The sequence below is a fragment of the Clostridium formicaceticum genome (assembly GCF_001854185.1).
Lineage (GTDB): Bacteria > Bacillota > Clostridia > Peptostreptococcales > Natronincolaceae > Andreesenella > Andreesenella formicacetica.
Window position 1 is genome coordinate 3,130,006 of sequence record NZ_CP017603.1, and the last position, 21,800, is coordinate 3,151,805.

19 protein-coding genes are annotated in these 21,800 nt (G+C 34.8%); all 19 read left to right on the forward strand.

Annotated elements, in window-relative coordinates; genetic code table 11:
* Positions 1-74: 74 nt before the first annotated feature.
* Positions 75-1,757 (forward strand): SpoIID/LytB domain-containing protein, encoded by a 1,683-nt coding sequence (locus BJL90_RS14380; RefSeq protein ID WP_070969414.1) that lies wholly within the window; start codon positions 75-77, stop codon positions 1,755-1,757.
* 6 nt (positions 1,758-1,763) lie between these two features.
* A complete protein-coding gene (gene queA, locus BJL90_RS14385) occupies positions 1,764-2,789 on the forward strand; it encodes a tRNA preQ1(34) S-adenosylmethionine ribosyltransferase-isomerase QueA (RefSeq protein WP_070969417.1) in 1,026 nt (341 codons plus the stop codon).
* Positions 2,790-2,805: 16 nt separating this feature from the next.
* Positions 2,806-3,924 (forward strand): tRNA guanosine(34) transglycosylase Tgt, encoded by a 1,119-nt coding sequence (gene tgt, locus BJL90_RS14390; protein WP_070969420.1) that lies wholly within the window; start codon positions 2,806-2,808, stop codon positions 3,922-3,924.
* A gap of 137 nt (positions 3,925-4,061) precedes the next feature.
* On the forward strand, positions 4,062-4,337 hold the full coding sequence (gene yajC / locus BJL90_RS14395; protein ID WP_070969423.1) for a preprotein translocase subunit YajC: 276 nt from the start codon (positions 4,062-4,064) through the stop codon (positions 4,335-4,337).
* A gap of 131 nt (positions 4,338-4,468) precedes the next feature.
* Positions 4,469-4,852: a TIGR04086 family membrane protein gene (locus BJL90_RS14400; protein WP_070969425.1), complete on the forward strand. Its 384-nt coding sequence runs from the start codon at positions 4,469-4,471 to the stop codon at positions 4,850-4,852.
* Positions 4,853-4,918: 66 nt separating this feature from the next.
* Entirely contained in the window at positions 4,919-5,062 is a 144-nt protein-coding gene (scfA, locus tag BJL90_RS14405) for a six-cysteine ranthipeptide SCIFF (RefSeq protein WP_472234731.1), read from the forward strand.
* 126 nt (positions 5,063-5,188) lie between these two features.
* The gene (gene scfB / locus BJL90_RS14410) at positions 5,189-6,544 is read left to right on the forward strand and encodes a thioether cross-link-forming SCIFF peptide maturase (protein WP_156778815.1); all 1,356 of its coding nucleotides are present in this window, start codon (positions 5,189-5,191) and stop codon (positions 6,542-6,544) included.
* A gap of 2 nt (positions 6,545-6,546) precedes the next feature.
* On the forward strand, positions 6,547-7,050 hold the full coding sequence (locus BJL90_RS14415; protein WP_070969435.1) for a gamma carbonic anhydrase family protein: 504 nt from the start codon (positions 6,547-6,549) through the stop codon (positions 7,048-7,050).
* A gap of 198 nt (positions 7,051-7,248) precedes the next feature.
* Positions 7,249-8,487: a protein translocase subunit SecD gene (gene secD, locus BJL90_RS14420; protein ID WP_070969438.1), complete on the forward strand. Its 1,239-nt coding sequence runs from the start codon at positions 7,249-7,251 to the stop codon at positions 8,485-8,487.
* 13 nt (positions 8,488-8,500) lie between these two features.
* On the forward strand, positions 8,501-9,388 hold the full coding sequence (secF, locus tag BJL90_RS14425; RefSeq protein ID WP_070969440.1) for a protein translocase subunit SecF: 888 nt from the start codon (positions 8,501-8,503) through the stop codon (positions 9,386-9,388).
* Positions 9,389-9,519: 131 nt separating this feature from the next.
* Positions 9,520-11,193 (forward strand): ABC1 kinase family protein, encoded by a 1,674-nt coding sequence (locus tag BJL90_RS14430; RefSeq protein WP_070969444.1) that lies wholly within the window; start codon positions 9,520-9,522, stop codon positions 11,191-11,193.
* A 73-nt stretch (positions 11,194-11,266) separates the two neighbouring features.
* Positions 11,267-13,027, forward strand: a complete 1,761-nt coding sequence (gene recJ, locus BJL90_RS14435; protein ID WP_472234732.1) for a single-stranded-DNA-specific exonuclease RecJ — start codon at positions 11,267-11,269, stop codon at positions 13,025-13,027.
* A gap of 187 nt (positions 13,028-13,214) precedes the next feature.
* Entirely contained in the window at positions 13,215-13,733 is a 519-nt protein-coding gene (locus BJL90_RS14440; RefSeq protein WP_070969447.1) for an adenine phosphoribosyltransferase, read from the forward strand.
* Between the two features lie 56 nt (positions 13,734-13,789).
* Positions 13,790-15,961, forward strand: a complete 2,172-nt coding sequence (locus tag BJL90_RS14445; protein WP_070973257.1) for a RelA/SpoT family protein — start codon at positions 13,790-13,792, stop codon at positions 15,959-15,961.
* A 15-nt stretch (positions 15,962-15,976) separates the two neighbouring features.
* A complete protein-coding gene (gene dtd / locus BJL90_RS14450) occupies positions 15,977-16,426 on the forward strand; it encodes a D-aminoacyl-tRNA deacylase (RefSeq protein ID WP_070969450.1) in 450 nt (149 codons plus the stop codon).
* Positions 16,427-16,443: 17 nt separating this feature from the next.
* Positions 16,444-17,064: an MBL fold metallo-hydrolase gene (locus BJL90_RS14455; RefSeq protein ID WP_070969453.1), complete on the forward strand. Its 621-nt coding sequence runs from the start codon at positions 16,444-16,446 to the stop codon at positions 17,062-17,064.
* 75 nt (positions 17,065-17,139) lie between these two features.
* Complete coding sequence (gene hemZ / locus BJL90_RS14460) at positions 17,140-18,612, forward strand: coproporphyrinogen dehydrogenase HemZ (RefSeq protein WP_070969456.1); 1,473 nt, start codon at positions 17,140-17,142, stop codon at positions 18,610-18,612.
* 13 nt (positions 18,613-18,625) lie between these two features.
* Positions 18,626-20,398, forward strand: coding sequence for an aspartate--tRNA ligase (aspS, locus tag BJL90_RS14465; protein WP_156778816.1), 1,773 nt, complete (start codon positions 18,626-18,628; stop codon positions 20,396-20,398).
* Between the two features lie 347 nt (positions 20,399-20,745).
* Positions 20,746-21,669 carry an S-layer homology domain-containing protein gene (locus BJL90_RS14470; protein WP_070969458.1) on the forward strand — a complete coding sequence of 308 codons (924 nt, stop codon included), beginning with the start codon at positions 20,746-20,748 and terminating at the stop codon, positions 21,667-21,669.
* Positions 21,670-21,800: the final 131 nt, after the last annotated feature.

The following is a 21,800-nucleotide window of genomic DNA, read 5'->3' on the forward strand; positions in this document are numbered from 1 at the left end:
CGAACCACAAGCTGTATTTTGCTAAGACTTAAGATTAGTTATTTATATTGAATCAGAGGGGGATAAATTCTATCATGAAAAAAACTGGCTTTATCACGATGCTATTTTTAATCATAATAATGATAATGCATAGTGGACAGACAGCCTTTGCTTTTGATAAGGCACAAATTCCTATGTATATAGAAATCGGGCTTTTTTTCGAGAATTCTGCTAAGTCTACGGTGAACTTAAAGGCTAATGATGGATTTGAGATAGGAAAATTTCAGCAAAATAATTTTGTAAGATTATTAGATTTTTTGGATAAAAAAGAAGTGATTTTAAGAAAAGATACTCATTATATCGGTGCTGGAGGAAGTTATGTTGAGTATACAGGAGCGATTAATACTTCGATGAATACCTCTAATCTTCAAGGCCCTTATCATGTACAGGTTGCTGATACTTTTAGTAGCAGTAATGAAGCTTTAAGTTTTATGCAATCTTTAAGTACAGGTATGGATCAACCTTACTTGGTATATGAAAATGGCTGGAAGGTATTTGTTGGGCTGTATGTGCATCAGGAAGAAGCTCAGTTAAAAGGAGAAGAAATAAGCAATGTAAACAGCTATCAGACGAAGGTAATCCCTCCATCCGCGACAAGGGTGCAGGTTTTAGATTTAGCGGGAAGACCACTGTTTATGTTTGATAGTAGGGAAAATATTTATTTTCGAGGTTTTGAAGATAAAGGAAATGTTTCTTTAATAAGCGTAGAGGGAAAAAACTATAGAGGAGCTATTGGGGCGAAAAGACTAAGTGCTAGTGATATGTCTATTGTCAATAAACTATTGTTAGAAGAATATTTATATGGGGTAGTGCCAAGAGAAATGCCAGCACTGTGGTCGCTAGAAGCCTTAAAGGCACAGGCGGTGGTGACTAGGGGTTATGCTGTATCTAATATCGGCAGATTTACAAACTTAGGCTTTGATCTGTGCAATACCACCAGATCACAGGTATATGGCGGCTATGACGCTGAGCATGCCAACAGTAATCGTGCTGTCAATGAAACAAGTTCTAAGGTAATTACCTACAATGGAAATGTCATCAGCGCCTTTTATCACTCCAACAGTGGTGGGCGTACAGAAAACAGCGAAAATGTTTGGTCTAATCCCCTCCCTTATATCAAAGGTGTAAAGGATGATTTTTCATTAGATGCTCCTAATTCTACTTGGAAAGAAGTGTTTACTAAAGGCCAGATAAAAAGTCTATTAGAGAAAAACAATATTTTTGTAGGAGATGTTACAGATATTCAAGCTACCTCTGTTTCAGAAAACGGCAGAATTTTAGAACTAACGATTTATGGTACAAATGGAAAAGAGGTGTTGGTAAAAGAAAGGAGCAGAAACTTATTCGGCTTGAAAAGCACATGGTTTACAGTGAATCCTATAGGCAATACTATAGGTAACACTACAAGCAACAGCAATGTTACAATACAAGGAGACCCTGAAATCCTTCATGCTACAGAGCTACAAAATCAATCTATCCTTTCAGCCAACGGTGTAACGAAAATTACCAATCCTTCTAATATAAAAATCTTTGATGGTAAAAACTATAGAGAGATAGCGTTCTCTTCTGCTGTAACAGCCGAGTCCTTTGAATTTGTTGGTAAAGGATTTGGACATGGCTTAGGTATGAGTCAATATGGAGCGAAAAAAATGGCAGAAGAAGGTTACAATTATATGCAAATACTAGCCCATTACTATACAGGCATAAAGGTGGAATAAATAAGAATGAAGACAAAAGATTTTTACTTTGATTTACCTGAAGAACTTATTGCACAAAAACCATTAGAAAAGAGAGACCAATCTCGATTGCTGGTTTTAGATAAAAAAACTGGAGAGATGGAACATACTTATTTTTATAATATCTTAAACTATTTAAAGGCGGGAGACTGCTTGGTAGTAAATGATACAAGAGTACTGCCTGCCAGATTGATTGGAGAAAAGGAAGGTACTGGAGGAAAAGTAGAATTTCTACTATTAAAAAGAAAAGAACTGGATACATGGGAGACATTAGTTAAGCCTGGTAAGAAAGCTAAGCTAGGTAGCCGGTTTGTTTTTGGTGATGGTTTATTGCAAGCAGAGGTGATAGATATCGTTGAAGAAGGAAATCGCGTGATTAAATTTCACTACACCGGAGTTTTTGAAGAAATCTTGGATCAATTAGGCAAAATGCCTTTACCTCCTTATATCACAGAAACGCTAGAGGATAATGAACGATATCAGACAGTATATTCCAAAAATCAGGGTTCGGCAGCAGCGCCAACCGCTGGCCTTCATTTTACAGAAGAATTATTAGAGAAAATCAAGGAAAAAGGTGTAAAAATAGTATATATTACACTGCACGTAGGACTAGGGACCTTCAGACCTGTAAAGGTAGAGGACATAGAAAGCCACAAGATGCATTCAGAGTATTATACCATCAGCAAAGAGGCAGCAGATAGCATCAATGCAACGAAGGCGCAAGGAGGGCAAGTAATAGCAGTAGGTACTACTAGCTGTAGAACGCTGGAATCTGCTGCAATAGAGGCCTCAAAAATAAAAGAAGGTAGTGGATGGACAGATATTTTTATTTATCCAGGATATGAATTTAAAATTGTAGATCATTTGATTACAAATTTTCATTTACCCGAATCCACATTAATTATGTTGGTTAGTGCTTTATCACAAAAAGATATCATTATGAAGGCATATGAAACAGCTGTCAAAGAAAGATATCGTTTTTTTAGCTTTGGAGACGCAATGTTTATTAAGTAGAAAGGTAGGTAAGTAAATGGCTTTAACATATGAACTTATTAAAGAATGCAAACAAAGTGGTGCGAGGTTAGGGAAAATACATACTAAAAGAGGAACCATTGAGACACCTATTTTTATGCCTGTAGGCACTCAAGCTACTGTAAAAACCATGGCTCCAGAAGAATTAAAGGAGATAAAATCCCAAATTATTTTAAGTAACACCTACCACTTATACCTGAGACCTGGACATGAACTTGTAAAAAAAGCTGGAGGGCTGCATAAGTTTATGAACTGGGATAAGCCGATCTTGACAGATAGTGGTGGGTTTCAAGTGTTTAGTTTAGGGGATCTTAGAAAAATATCAGAGGAAGGCGTGGAATTTCGATCCCATTTGGATGGTTCAAAGCATTTTATTAGTCCAGAAAAGGCGGTGGAGATTCAAAATGCTCTAGGCTCTGATATTATGATGGTGTTTGACGAGTGTGCGCCTTATCCTGCTGATAGAGATTATGTAAAAAAATCTCTAGAACGTACAACAAGGTGGGCAAAAAGGTGTAAAGAGGCGCATAAAAACATTGAGGATCAAAACCTTTTTGGCATTATCCAAGGGGGCATGTATGCTGATCTAAGAAAACAAAGTGCTCAGGAGCTATTGGAACTTGATTTCCCAGGTTATGCAGTAGGTGGTTTAAGTGTTGGAGAGCCGAAACCATTAATGTATGAAGTGCTGGAACATACTACACCCCTTATGCCAAAAAACAAACCTAGATACTTAATGGGGGTGGGAAGTCCTGATTGTTTAATAGAAGGGGCAATTCGAGGTATTGATATGTTTGACTGTGTACTGCCCACTAGAATTGCTAGGAATGGTACAGCTATGACCAGTCGCGGTAAAGTAGTTATAAAAAATGCTAAATATACCGAAGACTTTGAAGGGTTAGATCCAGAATGTAGCTGTTATACCTGTAGAAATTATTCAAAAGCATACTTAAGACATTTGTTTAAAGCGAATGAAGTGCTAGGGCTCCGATTATTAAGTTATCATAACTTGTATTTTTTACTTAAATTAATGGAAGAGATACGGGAAGCTATTAAAGAAGACCGACTGCTAGATTATAGAAAAAGCTTTTTTCAAAAATATGGTTATGAGGTATAATTATAAGAAAATAGGAAAAATTAGATGCTATAAGTATATTGATTTTATTTATTTCTTAAATAAATTGAGTAAAAAAAAAGGAAATTCAATATAGATGTGGAATAAATTATCTTATGTAGAAAGAGAGGGGGAAATGTATGCAAAATTTAGGTGGTTTAATTATACCTTTAGGATTCCTAGCTATTTTTTACTTTTTGGTAATTCGACCTCAACAAAAGAGGGAGTCGAAAACCAGAGAAATGAGAAATAATCTTAAAGTAGGGGATGAGATTGTAACCATCGGTGGAATATATGGTACAATTTTAAAGATTAAAGATGATACCCTTACCATTGAAATAGGCGCTGACAAAACAAAGCTTACTATTGCAAGGTGGGCTATTGGTAGTGTTACCAATGAAATTAAATCTAAGTAGTTGATTCTTTTTTAAAATAAAGTAGTGGATTTTCCACTACTTTATTTATTTTTATGGGATTTGCTATTCTAAGGGAATATTTACTCCATAGATGCATATTTATTTATAAAAACCACTATGGAGGTGTTAGAATGAAAAGCGGTATCACGGGAGGCTTTAATATATGGATCTATGGGAAAGGACTAGTGAGAGGATATATTATATCGCTGGCACTGTTTTTATTAGGTGCTATATTGATTACATATACAGGATTAGGTGAAAACATTATTCCCGTATTAACATCTGTGATTATGATTGTAAGTATAGCCTATGCTGCTATTTATGTAGCAATACACATTAAGCAAAAAGGTTGGCTGCATGGTGGACTAATCGGTATTTTATATATTTTTATACTTATTCTGCTAAGCAAAGCTTTTGTTACAGGTTATATTGTGGATCGTATTGCTTATTTTAGAATATTTATTAGTATGGTGGCTGGTGTGATTGGTGGGATGATAGGAATTAATATGAAATAAATTTCTTTTTTTTCTCTATGCATTGTGATATAATTTTATGGGACATTATATTGGAAAGGAGTCTTAATGATGAAGCATATTAAAACATTAACTGGAGCCAATTTATCTAAAAGTGCTGTAAAAGGTGGTTGTGGCGAATGCCAAACATCTTGTCAATCAGCCTGCAAAACTTCTTGTACAGTTGCGAATCAACAGTGCGAAAATCAATAAAAGCATAATACAATACATAAAACAAGGCAGCAGTATATATTCACTGCTGTTTTTTCTTGAATATTATTAAATAATTATATAAAATAGATATGGATAGCTGAATTAAGAAAGGGGCACTTTATTGTAATGATTCATAAATTTTCTCAAGGAAATGTAAATATCGTGTTAGATGTAAATAGTGGTGCTGTTCACGTGGTAGATCAATTGGTTTATGATGTGTTAGATTATTATCCTGAAAATACAAAGGAAAAAATAATGCCTCTGTTGAAGGACAAGTATAGTGATGAAAAAATTTCAGAGGCGGTTGACGAGATAGATAGTTTAATCAGCAATGGTTTATTGTTTTCCAAAGAAAATTATCTACAACATGAAGCTTTTCAAAGCAGAGAAACTGTTGTAAAGGCTTTGTGCTTGCATATAGCACATGATTGTAATATTCGTTGCAAGTATTGTTTTGCATCACAAGGAGATTTTAAAGGAGAAAGGAGCTTGATGACGCCAGAAGTAGGTAAAAAAGCTCTTGACTTTTTATTAGAGAACTCCGGTAGACGAAGAAACTTAGAGGTGGACTTTTTTGGTGGAGAGCCTTTAATGAACTTTGAGGTGATCAAAGAGATTGTTGATTATGGTAGACAGCAAGAAAAAAAATACGAAAAAAATATAAGATTTACAATCACCACCAATGGGGTTTTATTGAATAAGGACACCATGGATTATATTAACAAAAACATGCATAATGTTGTCTTAAGTATAGATGGCAGAAAAGAAATTAATGACTACATGAGATATACAATAAATGGAGGCGGAACTTATGATATTATTATTCCTAAACTCCTAGAAATGGCAGCACTACGGAATCATGAAAATTATTATGTCAGAGGAACCTTTACCAGCCATAATCTAGATTTTGCAGCGGATGTGTTGCACTTAGCTGATTTAGGCTTTAAACATATTTCAGTAGAGCCAGTGGTGGCAACAGAGGAAAATGACTATGCTATAAACGAAGAAGATTTACCACAGGTTCTTAAAGAATATGAATACTTAGCAGAGGAATGTATAAAAAGAAATAAGGCAGGGAAAGGCTTTAATTTTTTCCACTTTATGATTGATTTAAATCAAGGTCCCTGTGTTATAAAAAGGCTGTTGGGCTGTGGCGCAGGAGCAGAGTATTTGGCGGTTACCCCTGAAGGAGAATTATATCCTTGCCATCAGTTTGTTGGAGATGAAAACTTTAAATTAGGTGATGTCAACGACAACAGCTTAGATATGTCTATGTATAAAGAATTTTCAAATGCCCATGTTTATCATAAAGAAGCATGTCAACAGTGTTGGGCAAAGTTTTATTGTAGCGGAGGCTGCCATGCTAATGCTTATAACTTTAATAAAAGTATCTATACGCCTTATAAAGTTGGATGCGAAATGGAGAAAAAACGTATTGAATGTGCATTAATGATTCAGGCAAGGTTGATGGAGGAGGTATAGTGGTGATCAAAGATTTAAAAAATAAAAAAGTAAAAGTCCATGAAAGTTGTTTTATCGCGGAAACCGCAGATATTATAGGAGATGTAACAATTGGTGAGGATTCAAGTATCTGGTACAAAACTGTACTTAGAGGAGATGACAATTATATCAAGGTTGGAAAAAGTACCAATATTCAAGATAATTCAGTGGTACATATAAGTCATCTTTATCCTACGGTTATAGGCAATTATGTGACAATAGGGCATAACGCCATTATCCATGCCTGCACCATAGGAGACTGCACATTGATCGGTATGGGAGCCATTGTGTTGGATGGAGCAGAAGTAGGAAGTGAGACGATTATCGGTGCTGGTAGTCTAGTAGCTCCTGGGAAAAAAATTCCCTCAGGGGTATTAGCGATAGGTTCTCCGGCAAAGGTGGTGCGGGAACTGACGGAAGAAGAGAAAAAGGGCTTGCGGGACTCAGCTGAAGGCTATGTAAAATATGCCAATGAACACAAGATCTAGCGAAACATCTTTTATAAGCTAGAAGCGTCCGACTAGGTAATCTCTTACAGGAGGAGCGCTTATGTCTAAAAGAAAACTATGATAAAACAAAATAAAATTAAGAATCAGTTTGTTGACGGACAAGTCCCAACCGTATATAATTATAGTTATTGTATAATGCTCTAATTAAGATTAAGTTCATGTTAGGAGGAATAGTCAGTGAAGTTAAAGAATGCAATAGTATTTATTCTAATTATTGCAGTTGTTGGTATGGCAGGATTTACTGCATTAAATGGTTTACAGATAGGTGAAATGACAATAAAGCCAATGCAGGAAGCCATTAATCAAGGACTAGATTTAAAGGGCGGCGTTTATGTAGTTTATGAAGCAGAAACAGATGAAACTGGAAGAGAATTAGACCAAATTATTAATCAAACGATAGAAGTATTTCGACGCAGAGTAGATGCTATGGGTCTTACTGAGCCCTCCATTGTAAGAGAGGGAGATTATAGAATTCGTGTTGAGTTACCAGGCGTAGAAAATGCTCAAGAAGCTTTGGATATGATTGGTAAAACTGCACAACTACAATTTATCACCCAAGATGGGGAGACTGTTGTAACAGGAACCAATGTAAGAAAAGCAGAAGCAACCTTTGTTGATGGACAAGGTAGTCCTGTTGTTAGTTTAGAATTTGATGGTGAGGGTACCAAAAACTTCGCAGATGCTACAGCGGCGCATATAGGTGAACCGATTTTCATTGTTTTAGATGATGAAATTATCTCTGCTCCAGTAGTAGAAAATGCTATTCCTAATGGTAATGCTTTTATAAGCGGGAATTTTACAGTAGAATCAGCTTCGCAATTAGCAGCTTTAATCCGCGGGGGAGCATTGCCTGTTAATCTTAAAGAAGTGCAAACCTCAACAATCACGGCAACATTAGGGGTAAATGCACTTGAAAGAAGTATCACTGCAGCTACCATTGGCTTTGTATTAGTGCTATTATTTATGTTATTTTTCTATAGAGTTCCTGGTTTCGTAGCAAATATTGCACTAGCTATTTATGTTCTTTTAGTACTAGGAATTTTTGTTGCTTTAAATGCTACACTGACTCTGCCGGGTATTGCAGCTTTAATTTTATCAGTAGGTATGGCGGTGGATGCCAATGTGATTATTTTTGAAAGAATTAAAGAAGAATTAAGAGCTGGAAAAACAATTCGTTCAGCGATAGATGCTGGCTTTAAAAGAGCTACAAGAGCGATTTTAGACTCTAATATCACTACCCTTATTGCAGGCGTTGTATTATATCAATTTGGTACAGGACCTATCAGAGGTTTTGCATTAACTCTCATTATAGGAATTGTAGTAAGTATGTTTACAGCCATTATTATTACAAAGTTCTTGCTAAAACTAGTTGTAGGAATGGACTTAACTAAAAACAGCAAGTTGTTTGGTGCATAAGGGGGGAAAGAAAATGAAAATTATTGAAAACAGGAAAATATGGTTTTCTATATCAAGTATAATCATTATTATAGGGCTTGTGATGGGTCTTGCAAGAGGATTGAATTTAGGGATTGACTTTACCGGCGGAACTTTAATGGAAATAGAGTTGCATCAGCAGGTAGAAGTATCAGAAATAAGGCAAATTACTAATGAATACGATAGGAATGCCAGCATTAATCTGTTGGGACCAGATAGAACAATTATTCAAATGAGAAGTATAGAGGATTTCGACAGTCATACAAGGGCAGAAATTTTTAATGCCTTTAAAGAGAAATATGATTTAGAAGAAAATCAACCATTAAGAGCAGAACAGTTTGGACCTGCTATTGGAAAGGAAATTCAAAATAGAGCTTTTCTTTCTGTAATTATTTCCGCTATTGGTATGTTAATTTATATTACCTTTAGATTTGAGCTCAAGTTTGGTCTAGCAGCTATTGTAGCTTTGCTTCATGATATATTAATCGTTTTAGCGGTGTATTCCATCTTTAGAGTACCTGTAAACAGTCCTTTTGTAGCGGCTATGCTTACGATTTTAGGGTATTCTATCAATGATACCATTGTGGTATTTGATAGAATTAGAGAAAATTTAAGATTTATAAAGAAATCTAATTTTGCCGAAGTGGCGAATAATAGTATTGCTCAAACAATTAGTCGTTCTATTAATACTTCTGTGACAACATTGATTACGATTGTTTGTTTGTATATATTTGGCGTAGAACAAATCAAAGTATTTGCCCTACCATTAATTGCGGGGGTGCTAAGTGGTACCTATTCTTCCATTTTTATAGCATCTCCAGTTTGGGTTATGCTTAAGGAACGCAAGAATAAAAGAGTATCTTATAAGCCAAGTCATGAATAAAAAACAATAGTTTGGTGATTGCAAAGATAGATAGATTAAAAAAATGTGGTAATAATACAAAGATAAGTATTATTACCCTTTTTTTACCAAAAGGCAGGTAAAAGATAAGAGGAATCTTTGGAGTTGGTGATATGGTGGGAATTGGAACAAGATATAAAAACTTGAGGCGGTATAAGAAAATTGGTGAAGTGCTTGTGAAGTATGGTTTTACCTTTGCAGCAGAAAAGCTAAGTGAAAAAGGCTATATACCAAAATTTATATTAAATATAAAACAATATGAGAAGCAATTAACCGATGGAGAGAAACTAAGGCTAGCCTGTGAAGAACTAGGACCCACATTTATTAAATTAGGCCAAATTATGAGTACCAGAAGAGATATCTTTCCTGAAGAAGTGGTGAGTCAGTTAGCAAAGCTACAGGATGATGTGAACCCCTTTCCCTTTGAAATAGCAAAAAATCTATTTGAAAAGGAAATGAAACTTCCCATAGAAGCTTGTTTTAAAGAGTTTGATTCAACTCCTATCGCATCTGCATCGATAGGACAAGTGTATAAAGCAACTTTAAAAACAGGGGAGAAGGTAGTTGTTAAAATTCAAAGGCCCTCTATTCATGAAATCATTGTAAGGGACTTAGATATATTATTTAATTTAGCGCGCTTATTGGATGAGCATATGGACAAAGAAAAGCCCTATAATCTTCTTGAAATTGTAGATGAGTTTAGTCATGTTATTACAAAAGAATTGGATTATTCCCTAGAGGGAAGAAATGCTGAGAAGTTTTATTCTCAATTTAAAAGTGATGATAAAATTTACATACCTAAAGTTTACTGGGACTTTACTTCAAAGAAAGTATTAACACTGCAGAGAGTTTATGGTATAAAAATTATGGATAGTGAGGGCTTAAAGGCAAAAGGCTGGAATTTAGAAAAACTTGCTACAATTACTGCCAACTGTTTTATGAAGCAGGTGTTTGTTCATGGGTTTTTTCATGGAGATCCCCATCCAGGAAATATCTTTGCTGTAGGGTCTTCTAAAATATCTTTCATAGACTTTGGTGTTGTAGGTTATTTAGATAAAGGCACAATGGGTTTTATTTCTAATTTGTTTACAGCAGCCACTAGAAGAGATGTGGAAAAAATCGTGAATATTTTAATGGAAATTGATGCACTAGCTCCTGATACTAATATAAGAAGATTAAAAGAGGATATCTCTTTTTTAATTAATTTATATTACAATATGCCCCTAAGTAAACTAAATTTAGGGGAAGCCTTAAAAAAGGTAATGGAGATAGCCTATACAAATAAAATTAAACTACCTTCACAATTTACGGTGTTATTGAAGGCAATTATTACTTTGGAAGGCAGTGTAAAATTCTTAAATCCTGAATTTAGCTTATCACAAATTTCTAAAAATGTTGTAAAAGAAATTTACTTAGATAGATTTCATCCTAAAAATTTAATAGGGGAAATGAAGGATTATTCAGAAGAAATATTATATGGTATTAAATATTTGCCCAAGCAAATAAGAAATTTAATCAAAAAGATAGAAAGCAATCAAATTAAATTTCAATTGGAACAGATAGGTTTTGAAAAATTGCAGGATGAATTAACGAGGATGACCAACAAGCTGTCTTTAAGCTTGATTAGTTCAGCACTTATTGTAGGCTCTTCTTTAATTATTCAAAGTGCTAGCGGGCCTATGTTATGGGGAGTTTCCTTGTTTGGCATTATAGGTTATCTTTTAGCAAGTATTTTAGGACTGGGAATTATTCTTTCTATATTATTAAGCAGCCTGCGAAAAAAGTGAGTTAATACTGTAACTGAAGGTGAAATTGTAGACTGTCTATATTTATAGATAATAAGGAAAGGTAGGGGGATCATTGGAAAAATGGATGTTGAAGAATACAAAAGCAGATTTTAAAAAAATGTCTAAAGACTTAGGGGTAAGCCAGGTTTTATGTAAGTTACTGGTTAATAGAGGAATTGAAAACTATGAAGATATGAAACGATTTCTTGATCCCGGTATAGAGGTGCTTTATGACCCTAAGGACATGAAGGATTTAGAAAAAGCTGTACAAATTGTAACCAATAAAATATTGCATAATAAAAAAATACAAATTGTAGGAGATTATGATGTAGATGGTATTATTAGCACCTATATCCTCTATACATCATTACTAAAATGTGGGGCAGATGTTATCTATGAGATACCAGATAGAATCAACGATGGTTATGGTATCAATAAAAAAATCATTGAAAATGCTAAAAATAATGGTGTGGATACCATCATCACTTGTGATAATGGCATTTCTGCCTTAGAACAAATAAAGTATGCAAAGGACTTAGGTTTAACCGTGATTGTAACAGATCATCATGATGTGCCATTTGAATCTGATGATAAAGGCAATAGAAAATTTTTAACTTCAGAGGCGGATGCCATTATTAATCCTAAACAAATAGAATGCAACTATGCTTTTAAAAATTTATGTGGTGCAGGAGTGGCATTTAAATTTATTGAAGTTTTATTTGCTATGATGGGGATGGCGAAGCAGGAGAGCTATAGGCTGATGGAATTTGTAGCCATTGCTACTGTTTGTGATGTGGTTGATTTAGTGGACGAAAATAGAGTATTTGTAAAAAATGGCCTTGAAATGTTACAGGATTCACAAAATATTGGTTTACGGGCCTTGATCAGCAAAACTGGCTTAGAAAAGAAGAAACTTACTGTTTATGCATTGGGCTTTGTGATGGGTCCTTGTCTAAATGCTTCTGGTAGATTAGATACTGCTAAAAAAGGTTTAGAATTATTACTTGCTGGTAATAAAGAAGAAGCACAGGGACTTGCTGAAGAATTGTACCAACTTAATGAAGAAAGAAAGCTCATGACCTTAAATGGTGTGGAAAGTACTATAGAAACTATAGAAAACGAGGGTCATAAAAAGGATAAAGTATTTGTACTTTATCAACCTGAAATTCATGAAAGTATTGCTGGCATCATAGCAGGGAGAATAAAGGATAAATACAATATACCCACCATACTTTTAACCAATGCTGAAGAGGGTGTGAAGGGCTCCGGAAGATCTATAGATAAGTATAATATGTTTGAAGAACTGTTGCAATGTAAAGACTTACTTACTAAGTTTGGGGGGCATCCAATGGCGGCTGGTTTGTCTTTAGAGGGCTCTAATATTAAGGCTTTAAGAGAGAGATTAAATAGGCAAACTGTTTTGACAGAAGAAGACTTGATTCCAAAAATTTATATTGATATGCCCTTGCCCTTAGAATATGTTTCTTTTGACTTAATAGAAGAACTACAACGTTTAGAGCCTTTTGGTAAAGGAAATAGCAAACCTTTATTTGGAGAGAAAAATATAGGTGTCAAAAAAGCTATAATTTTAGGCGCTAAGAATCATGTCTTAAAACTTACAATAGATAAAAATGGCAAAACACTAGAAGGTATATACTTTGGGGATATAGAAGAATTTAAAACTACTATCATTACTAAATTTGGGGAGGCTGCATTAGAAAAACTTCTTAAGGGAGCAGCCAACGAGATAACGTTGGATATTCTATATACACCTACGATTAATGAATATATGGGCAGAAAATCTCTGCAGTTACAGATTCAAAATTATCGTTAATATGTTTTTATGCTGATACCTTTTTTTAGATAGGTAACATTTTAGGATGAGATACATATTGTTATAAATACAAATATTGATAAAATTCGATATAAAATATATAATAGTATTATTGCATAAAATATATTTTTGAAAAAAGAACCATTTAAATACAATCATAAGTTTCACATTCAAGGAGGTAGAAGAAATGGATTTGTCTAAAAAAATAAGAGAAGTGCAAGACTTTCCGAAAGAGGGCATTAATTTTAAAGATATTACAACACTACTGCAAGATAAAGATGCATTTCAATATATGGTAAATAAATTAGCACAAGAATTGGAAGATTTAGAGATAGATATTGTTGTAGGTCCAGAATCTAGAGGATTTTTAGTAGGGGCTCCTGTTGCCTACAAAATAGGCGCAGGATTTGTTCCAGTTAGAAAGCCTGGAAAGCTGCCTCATGAAACCATGCGTTATGAATATCAGCTGGAGTACGGTTCTGATGTGTTAGAAATTCATAAGGATGCCATTCAGCCAGGACAAAAGGTAGCTATTCTAGATGACTTGTTGGCAACTGGCGGGACTGTGCTAGCCACTGCAAAGTTAATTGAGGCTTTAGGAGGAGAAGTGGTGTCTATCAACTTTTTGATAGAACTAGCCTTTTTAAAGGGAAGAGATGTGTTAAAATCCTATCATGTCAAAACATTAGTAAGCTATGACGCTTAAGTAAAAGTCTTTATAAGACTTATTCAATAATGCTACTGAAGAGGGTGATATAAATGATGTTGGAAAATTTAATAACAATGATTGAAGAATATAACCCTCAATGTGATGTGGAGCTTATTATAAAAGCCTATAATTTTGCGGAAAGTTCACATGCAGGGCAATTTAGAAGATCAGGGGAAAGATATTTCATTCATCCTGTTGAAGTAGCTAAGATATTAGTTGAATTACAAATGGACAGTACAACTATTGCGGCTGGTTTACTTCATGATGTTATTGAAGATACGAGCTATGGCTATGAAAAAATAAAAGATGAATTTGGTGAAGAGATAGCTGAATTGGTGGACGGGGTTACTAAATTGACCCGTCTCTCCTTTGAATCAAAGGAGGAAAGGCAAGCAGAAAACTTAAGAAAAATGTTTATAGCCATGGCAAAGGATATTCGGGTTATTCTCATTAAATTGGCAGACAGATTGCATAATATGAGGACACTTAAGTATCAGACGGATGAAAAGAAAAAAGAAAAAGCCCTTGAAACTTTAGAAATTTTCGCTCCTATTGCACATCGGTTGGGGATTTCAAGGATCAAATGGGAATTAGAGGATTTATGTTTAAGGTATATTGATCCAGAGGGATATTATGATTTAGTTGAAAGGGTAGCAAAGAAGAGAAAAGATCGTGAAGATTTTATTAATCATGTGATAAAAGAACTGAAAACCAAGCTAAGAGAATTTGATATTGAAAATGAAATTTCCGGTAGACCAAAACACTTCTATAGCATTTATCGAAAAATGACCTATCAGGGTAAATCCTTTGATGAAATATTTGATTTTTTAGCAGTGAGAATTTTAGTAGATAATGTAAAGGATTGCTACGGGGTTTTAGGTGTTGTACATACCATGTGGAAGCCTATACCTGGCAGATTTAAGGATTATATTGCTATGCCTAAACCCAATATGTATCAATCCCTGCATACCACTGTCATTGGTCCTAAAGGGGAACCCTTTGAGATACAGATTAGAACCTGGGAAATGCATCAAATTGCCGAATATGGTATTGCTGCCCATTGGAAGTATAAGGAGAACAAGATTACAGATAAACAGGCAGATATAGATGATAAATTGGTTTGGCTAAGACAGATGTTAGAATGGGAAAAGGAAACAAAGGATCCGAAGGAATTTATGGAATCTTTAAAAATTGACCTTTTTACCAATGAGGTTTTTGTTTTTACGCCAAAGGGTAAGGTCATCAATTTACCAAACGGTTCAACGCCTATTGATTTTGCATATAAAATTCACTCTGATATAGGGAATAAATGTGTTGGTGCCAAAGTAGATGGAAGAATGGTACCTATTGACTATAAGTTGAAAAATGGAAATATCGTTGAAGTAGTAACATCCGGGCATAGTAATGGCCCTAGTAGAGATTGGTTAAAAATTGTAAAGAGTTCGCAAGCTAAGACAAAGATTAAACAGTGGTTTAAAAAAGAACGCAGAGAAGAAAATGTAAGCAGAGGAAAGGAAATCCTTGAAAAAGAAGTAAGACGTCAGGGACTAAATACTACAGAAGCTTTACAGGTAAAATTACTAAATAACATTGCTAAAAAATTAAGCCTAAGTAATGAAGAGGATCTATATGCCGCTATTGGTTATGGTGGTATCACTCTTACACAGGTTATACCTAAAATAAAAGATAACATAAAAAAAGAAAGTCCTTCTCCCCAAGAAGCACAAGAGATACCCACAAATCCTAGAAATGTGGATAATAAGAATAAGTCTAAACGAAGTCAAGGGGTAAAGGTTAAAGGCATAGATAATATTATGGTGCGTTTTTCCCGTTGTTGTAATCCAGTTCCTGGTGACGAGATTGTAGGTTATATTACTAGGGGAAGAGGAGTTTCTATTCATAGAAAAGATTGCCCTAATTTACTGGGAAATGACGAAATAACAGAACGCTTTATAGATGTGGAGTGGGATGTAGGTAAGCCTATTTCCTTCCAAGTAGAAATTCAAATTAAAGCAACAGATCGTAAAGGATTGCTTTCAGAACTTACTCATGTTTTATCAGAGGGTAAGGTAACGGTAAATGCTTTAAACGCCAGAACAAACAAAGAGAGGGTGGCAGTGCTTAATCTTGTGTTAGAAGTCACCAGCATTGAGGATCTAAATAAATTGATGGAAAAGTTGAAACGGGTTAAAGGGGTTTTAGATGTATTTAGAGTAATTACCTAAGAGAAGGAGGACATTATGCGTGCAGTTATACAAAGAATTTCTGAAGGTAAAGTAACAGTAGGAGGTCAGATAACCGGTGAAATTCAAAAAGGATTGTTAGTATATCTAGGGGTAGGTCACGAAGACACGATAGATGATATAAAGTATATGGTAGAAAAAATAACCAATTTAAGAATTTTTGAAGATGAAAATGACAAAATGAATTTATCTCTAATAGATGTTGGAGGAAAGTTATTAGTGGTTTCTCAGTTTACGCTTATGGGGGATTGCAGAAAAGGTAGAAGGCCTAGCTTTATTGAAGCAGGAAGACCAGAAGAAGCTGAAAAATTATATGAAATGTTTGTAGACTATTGCAGAAATCAGGGAATAGAAGTAGCTACAGGCGTGTTCCAAACCCATATGATGGTTCATGCTATCAATGATGGGCCTGTTACCATGTTAATAGATAGCAAAAAAACTTTTTAAAGAAAGGGAGATTAACGATGATTTTAGAAAGACTATCCGTTGGTGTTTATGGAGCAAACTGTTATATTATAGGAGATGAAAAAACCGATGAGGCAGCAGTCGTTGATCCAGGCGGAGATGCTGACAAAATCCTCAAGGTGTTAGAAGATAAAGGGTTACATTTAAAATATATCCTACTAACCCATGGTCATGGGGATCATATCGGTGGATTGAAAGAACTCAAGGAAAAAACGAATGCGCCTATTTACCTCCATGAAGAAGATCATGCTATGCTACAGAACAGTAACAAAAACTTTTCCTCTAGAATGGGGGGACCAGTGATAGAAATGACAGCAGATCATTTTCTTGAAGAAGGAGACAGCCTAAAAGTAGGAGAATTGACATTAAACATTATTCATACCCCAGGACATACGCAAGGGTGTGTTTGTATACATATAGAAGATATCATTCTTACAGGAGACACATTGTTTGCAAATTCTATAGGTAGAACAGACCTGGATGGAGGAAATCATCAACAAATTATTAAGTCAATTAAAGATAAATTAATGACTTTAGATGAAAATACAACTGTTTTCCCAGGACATGGTCCTGCTACACAAATAGGCGTAGAAAAAACAACAAACCCTTATATCAAATAGTGGACAAAGTATACTCCTAGAAACGAAAGGTTATACTAGCTTTAAAAAAGAAATTTTTAACAGGAGTTCATTGCAATGGTGAAAGTCATATTAATAGGTCATAGCTATGACTATGAAGTTAAGGAACTATTAAAGTTGTTTTATGATGCAGAAGATATTGCTATTTTCCATAGTGAAGATACTTTTGACATTACAGCAGAAAAAGATTGCATAGTAAGCAAGATAATGGTGCAAGGTGATTTGCTTACAGCACATACTATGATAAATATAAACAATCATATTACTTCCTTTGAAAAAGCTATCTCACTAGAGAAAAGGGATGATATGAAAAAAATTGCAAAACAGCTGATAAAAGTCTCTGTTTTTCAGCTTCTGCAGAAAGAAAAGAAAAAAAACCTCCCATGGGGGTTTTTAACAGGAATACGCCCTACAAAAATTGTTCATGAGTTTATGGAAAAGGGCATGAAAGATCAAGAAATCATTGATAAACTTATGAAAGACTACTTTATAGTGAAGGAAAAAGCATTACTACTACTAGAGGTTGCCAAGATAGAACATGCATACATTTATCCAATTAATGAAAATAAAATAAGTGTTTATGTCAGCATTCCCTTTTGTCCTACAAGGTGTATATACTGTTCTTTTCCTTCTAACCCCTTGGAACAATTTAGTAAATACGTGGATGACTATGTGGAGGCTTTATGTCAGGAAATCAAAGGCACTGCTGAAATATTAAATAAAAAGGGAAAAGAAGTTGAGACAATTTATATTGGTGGGGGTACGCCTACAACATTAAGCATAAAACAGTTTTCTAAGCTGTTTGATGAAATTGCCGCATCTTTTAATCTATCTAGCTTAAAGGAATTTACTGTGGAGGCAGGACGACCGGATACGATTGACAAGGAAAAGTTATTGTTTTTCAAAAAAAGTGGCGTGACGCGTATTAGTATCAATCCACAAACCATGAATGATTGTACATTAAAGGAAATTGGTAGAAGTCATTCTGTAAAAGAAACCATAGAGGCATATAGATTAGCTCAAGAAGTAGGTTTTTATCATATAAATATGGATATGATTATTGGCTTACCTGGAGAAAATCTTCAAATGATCCAAAATACTTTGGAAGAAATTACAAAGCTTTCTCCTAGTAATCTAACAGTACATACACTAGCAATAAAAAATGCTTCTAAGTTAAAAGAACAGCAGTATCATCAAGAACAAAAAAATCCTGAGATAATAGAAATGTTAGAGATGACGGAAAGGTATGCTAGACAAATGGGATTACGCCCCTATTATATGTATAGACAAAAACATATGGTAGGGAACTTAGAAAATATAGGTTATGGGAAAGCGGGATTTGAATGTATTTACAATATTCAAATCATGGAGGAAAAACAGACGATTATAGCTATGGGGGCAGGCGCTGTGTCTAAAATTGTATTTCCTAAAGAAAACCGCTTAGAAAGAGTACCGAATATTAAAAACCTAGAACAGTATATAGAGCGTGTAGAAGAGATGGTACAAAGAAAGAAAAAACAGTTGATTTAGAGGAGATGGGAAAATGATTTCAAAGATGCTGAAGAGAACCCATATGTGTGGTGCCTTGACAGGAGAAAATATAGAAGAAAATGTGATTTTAAGTGGATGGGTACAAAAAAGAAGGGACTTAGGAGGTCTTATCTTTGTTGATTTAAGAGATCGATCTGGCTTAGTACAAATTGTTTTTGATAAGGACATTTCACAGGAAGCTTTTACTAAAGCTGAAACATTAGGATCTGAATATGTTATCAATGTGCAAGGTAAGGTTTATAAGAGACAATCTATCAATCCTAACCTGCCCACTGGAGAGATTGAAATATTTGCAGAAGAGCTGCAGGTATTAAGTACTGCTGAAACACCACCTATTTACATTAAAGATGATGATGATGTTTCAGAAAGCTTAAGGTTAAAATATAGATATTTGGACTTAAGAAAATCCTCCATGCAAAAGAATTTAATTTTTAGATCAAAAGTAGCGAATGTTGTGAGAAACTTCTTAGCTGAGGAGGGTTTTATAGAAATAGAAACCCCTATGTTGACAAAGCCCACGCCAGAAGGTGCTAGAGATTACCTGGTGCCCAGTAGAGTGAATCCTGGAAAGTTTTTTGCACTACCACAATCTCCACAATTATTTAAACAATTGTTAATGGTATCTGGTATGGAGAAGTATTTTCAAATTGTAAAATGTTTTAGAGATGAAGATTTAAGGGCAGATCGTCAGCCGGAGTTTACACAAATCGACTGTGAAATGTCATTTGTAGATACAGAAGATATCATAGAGGTGAATGAACGGCTGTTAAAAAAGATTTTTAAAGAGGCTATGGATATTACCATAGAACTACCCATTCAAAGGATAAGCTATCAAGAAGCTATGGAAAGATATGGATCTGACAAACCAGATGTACGATTTGGCTTTGAACTGGTGGATGTTTCTGAGGTAGTAAAAAATTGTGGTTTTAAAGTGTTTTCTGCCGCTATTGAAAATGGAGGCTCAGTAAGAGCAATTAATATTGACGGTCATGGAGAAAAGTTTAGCAGAAAAGACATTACTGCTTTGGAAGATATAGCAAAAACCTATGGTGCTAAAGGACTTGCATGGATTAAAATTACAGAGGAAGGCATCACATCTCCTATAGGAAAGTTTTTTACAGAAGAAGAAATGACGGAAATTCTCAATAAAACCAATGGCAAAGTTGGTGATTTATTACTATTTGTAGCAGATAAACATGAGATTGTTTATGATGCATTAGGACATTTACGGCTTGAAGTTGCAAAACGATTAAACTTATTAAATAATGATGAATATAAACTTTTATGGGTAACGGAATTCCCGCTGCTAGAGTATGATGCAGAAGAAAATCGTTATGTAGCAAAACATCATCCTTTTACATCTCCAATGGAGGAGGACCTTGAATTATTAGATACAGCACCAGAAAAAGTAAGGGCAAAGGCCTATGATATCGTGTTAAATGGTCATGAAATTGGCGGAGGAAGTATTCGGATTTATTCCACTGAGTTACAACAGAAAATGTTTAAGGTTTTAGGATTTAGCCAAGAAGAGGCTTGGGAAAAATTTGGGTTTTTATTAGAAGCCTTCAAATATGGTACGCCACCCCATGGTGGTATTGCCTATGGACTAGATCGATTGGTAATGATTTTAGCAAAAGAAGAAAATATTCGCCAAGTCATTGCTTTCCCAAAGACCCAAAATGCTACTTGTACCCTTACAAATGCTCCTTCCTATGCGGATGGAAAACAGTTAAAGGAATTAAGCATAGAGGTTCAAACAAAGTAAGATATATAGATATATGTCTTAAAACTTGAACTTTAATAGCCAGGATATAGGATTTGATTCTTGGTTAGAAAAACGTAGCCCTTAATATATTAAAATTCTTAGATAGATTTTTATAAAAGGAAAGGTCTCAGATCTTTCCTTTTGTGTTTTTTAATGCACCGTTTCCCACTATTTTCATTGGTAGTGATTCCCGATAAACGTTGCAATTTCAAAGAATTTTCTGTAGAATATTTTTGATGGACTTTTATTCGCTATAGCCCATAGATCTGCATATTCATTGGAGATATCAAAGGGTAGGAGTCTGTGGACATAAAAACTAAGCGTATATACGCAACGGAGGGATTTTGATGAAAAGAAATATCGCAGCAAAGAAGCTTACAAGTTTCCTAGTGGTGGCAGTAATGATCCTTACATCAGTAGGAATGGCATTTGCTAATGAGGGCATCAACTTCAATGATATTCAAGGGCATTGGGCAGAAGAAAGAATTATTGAGTGGGCTGAGATGGATATTGTTAGAGGGTATGGGGATACCTTTAAGCCTGATAATAATATCACTAGAGCGGAATTTATGTCTTTAATGAATAAAACCTTCTATGAAGACATAACAGGTGAAGAAGTAGCAGAGGCAGACGTTTACTTAGCTGATGTAGATGCTGATAAATGGTATGCACCTATCGTGAAAAAAGCAGTGGCGGCGGGATATATTTCTGGGTATGGTGAGGGGATGATGAAGCCAGAAAACTTCATTACCCGTGAAGAAGTAGCTACTATTCTTAGCAAAATCTTTGAATTAGAACAAAATCCTGAAGCTGTTGAAGTTTTTACAGATATTCATACTGTTTCTGATTGGGCTAAGGGGCATGTAGGAGCAATCGTGGAAGCCCGTTTTATGACGGGATATAAAGAAGGCGAAGAGAGAGCCTTCAAGGGTAACAACAACATCACAAGGGCAGAGGCTGTAGTTACATTAGATAATGTGTTTACAAGAATTTTTGAGGATATCTTTGAAGGAATTTCTGAAGAAGATTTTGAGAATATCTTTGATGGAATTTTCGATGGGGATTTTGAAAACACTTTAAAAGAAATTTTTGGTGATGATGCTGAAGATATCTTAAATAGTATTCTTAATGGAGAATTTGATGAAATTTTAAATAAAATTTTTGATGGGAACTTTGAAGAAATTTTAAACGAAATTTCTCTAGAGGATTTTGAAGAAATCCTAGCAACAGTAGAGGAAATGCTTCCAGAAACAGATGTAAGTCTGGAATAAAGTCGAAAAGACTAGGATGAAGATATTGCTTCAAAAAGCAAAATATCCCTGTTATATTTTAAATGATTAAAGAACATAATAAAATCAGTGGAGGATTGCAACCAAAGCTGAAGATTGGGGAATCTAGTGAG

Excerpts from the sequence above, each read along its gene's own strand:
- BJL90_RS14380 (WP_070969414.1), top strand. The coding sequence starts at position 75 with ATGAAAAAAACTGGCTTTATCACGATGCTATTTTTAATCATAATAATG.
- BJL90_RS14400 (WP_070969425.1), top strand. The coding sequence starts at position 4,469 with ATGAAAAGCGGTATCACGGGAGGCTTTAATATATGGATCTATGGGAAA.
- dtd (WP_070969450.1), top strand. The coding sequence starts at position 15,977 with ATGCGTGCAGTTATACAAAGAATTTCTGAAGGTAAAGTAACAGTAGGA.
- BJL90_RS14455 (WP_070969453.1), top strand. The coding sequence starts at position 16,444 with ATGATTTTAGAAAGACTATCCGTTGGTGTTTATGGAGCAAACTGTTAT.
- scfA (WP_472234731.1), top strand. The coding sequence starts at position 4,919 with ATGATGAAGCATATTAAAACATTAACTGGAGCCAATTTATCTAAAAGT.
- BJL90_RS14430 (WP_070969444.1), top strand. The coding sequence starts at position 9,520 with ATGGTGGGAATTGGAACAAGATATAAAAACTTGAGGCGGTATAAGAAA.
- scfB (WP_156778815.1), top strand. The coding sequence starts at position 5,189 with ATGATTCATAAATTTTCTCAAGGAAATGTAAATATCGTGTTAGATGTA.
- aspS (WP_156778816.1), top strand. The coding sequence starts at position 18,626 with ATGATTTCAAAGATGCTGAAGAGAACCCATATGTGTGGTGCCTTGACA.
- BJL90_RS14470 (WP_070969458.1), top strand. The coding sequence starts at position 20,746 with ATGAAAAGAAATATCGCAGCAAAGAAGCTTACAAGTTTCCTAGTGGTG.
- BJL90_RS14445 (WP_070973257.1), top strand. The coding sequence starts at position 13,790 with ATGTTGGAAAATTTAATAACAATGATTGAAGAATATAACCCTCAATGT.
- BJL90_RS14440 (WP_070969447.1), top strand. The coding sequence starts at position 13,215 with ATGGATTTGTCTAAAAAAATAAGAGAAGTGCAAGACTTTCCGAAAGAG.
- queA (WP_070969417.1), top strand. The coding sequence starts at position 1,764 with ATGAAGACAAAAGATTTTTACTTTGATTTACCTGAAGAACTTATTGCA.
- hemZ (WP_070969456.1), top strand. The coding sequence starts at position 17,140 with ATGGTGAAAGTCATATTAATAGGTCATAGCTATGACTATGAAGTTAAG.
- yajC (WP_070969423.1), top strand. The coding sequence starts at position 4,062 with ATGCAAAATTTAGGTGGTTTAATTATACCTTTAGGATTCCTAGCTATT.
- secF (WP_070969440.1), top strand. The coding sequence starts at position 8,501 with ATGAAAATTATTGAAAACAGGAAAATATGGTTTTCTATATCAAGTATA.
- tgt (WP_070969420.1), top strand. The coding sequence starts at position 2,806 with ATGGCTTTAACATATGAACTTATTAAAGAATGCAAACAAAGTGGTGCG.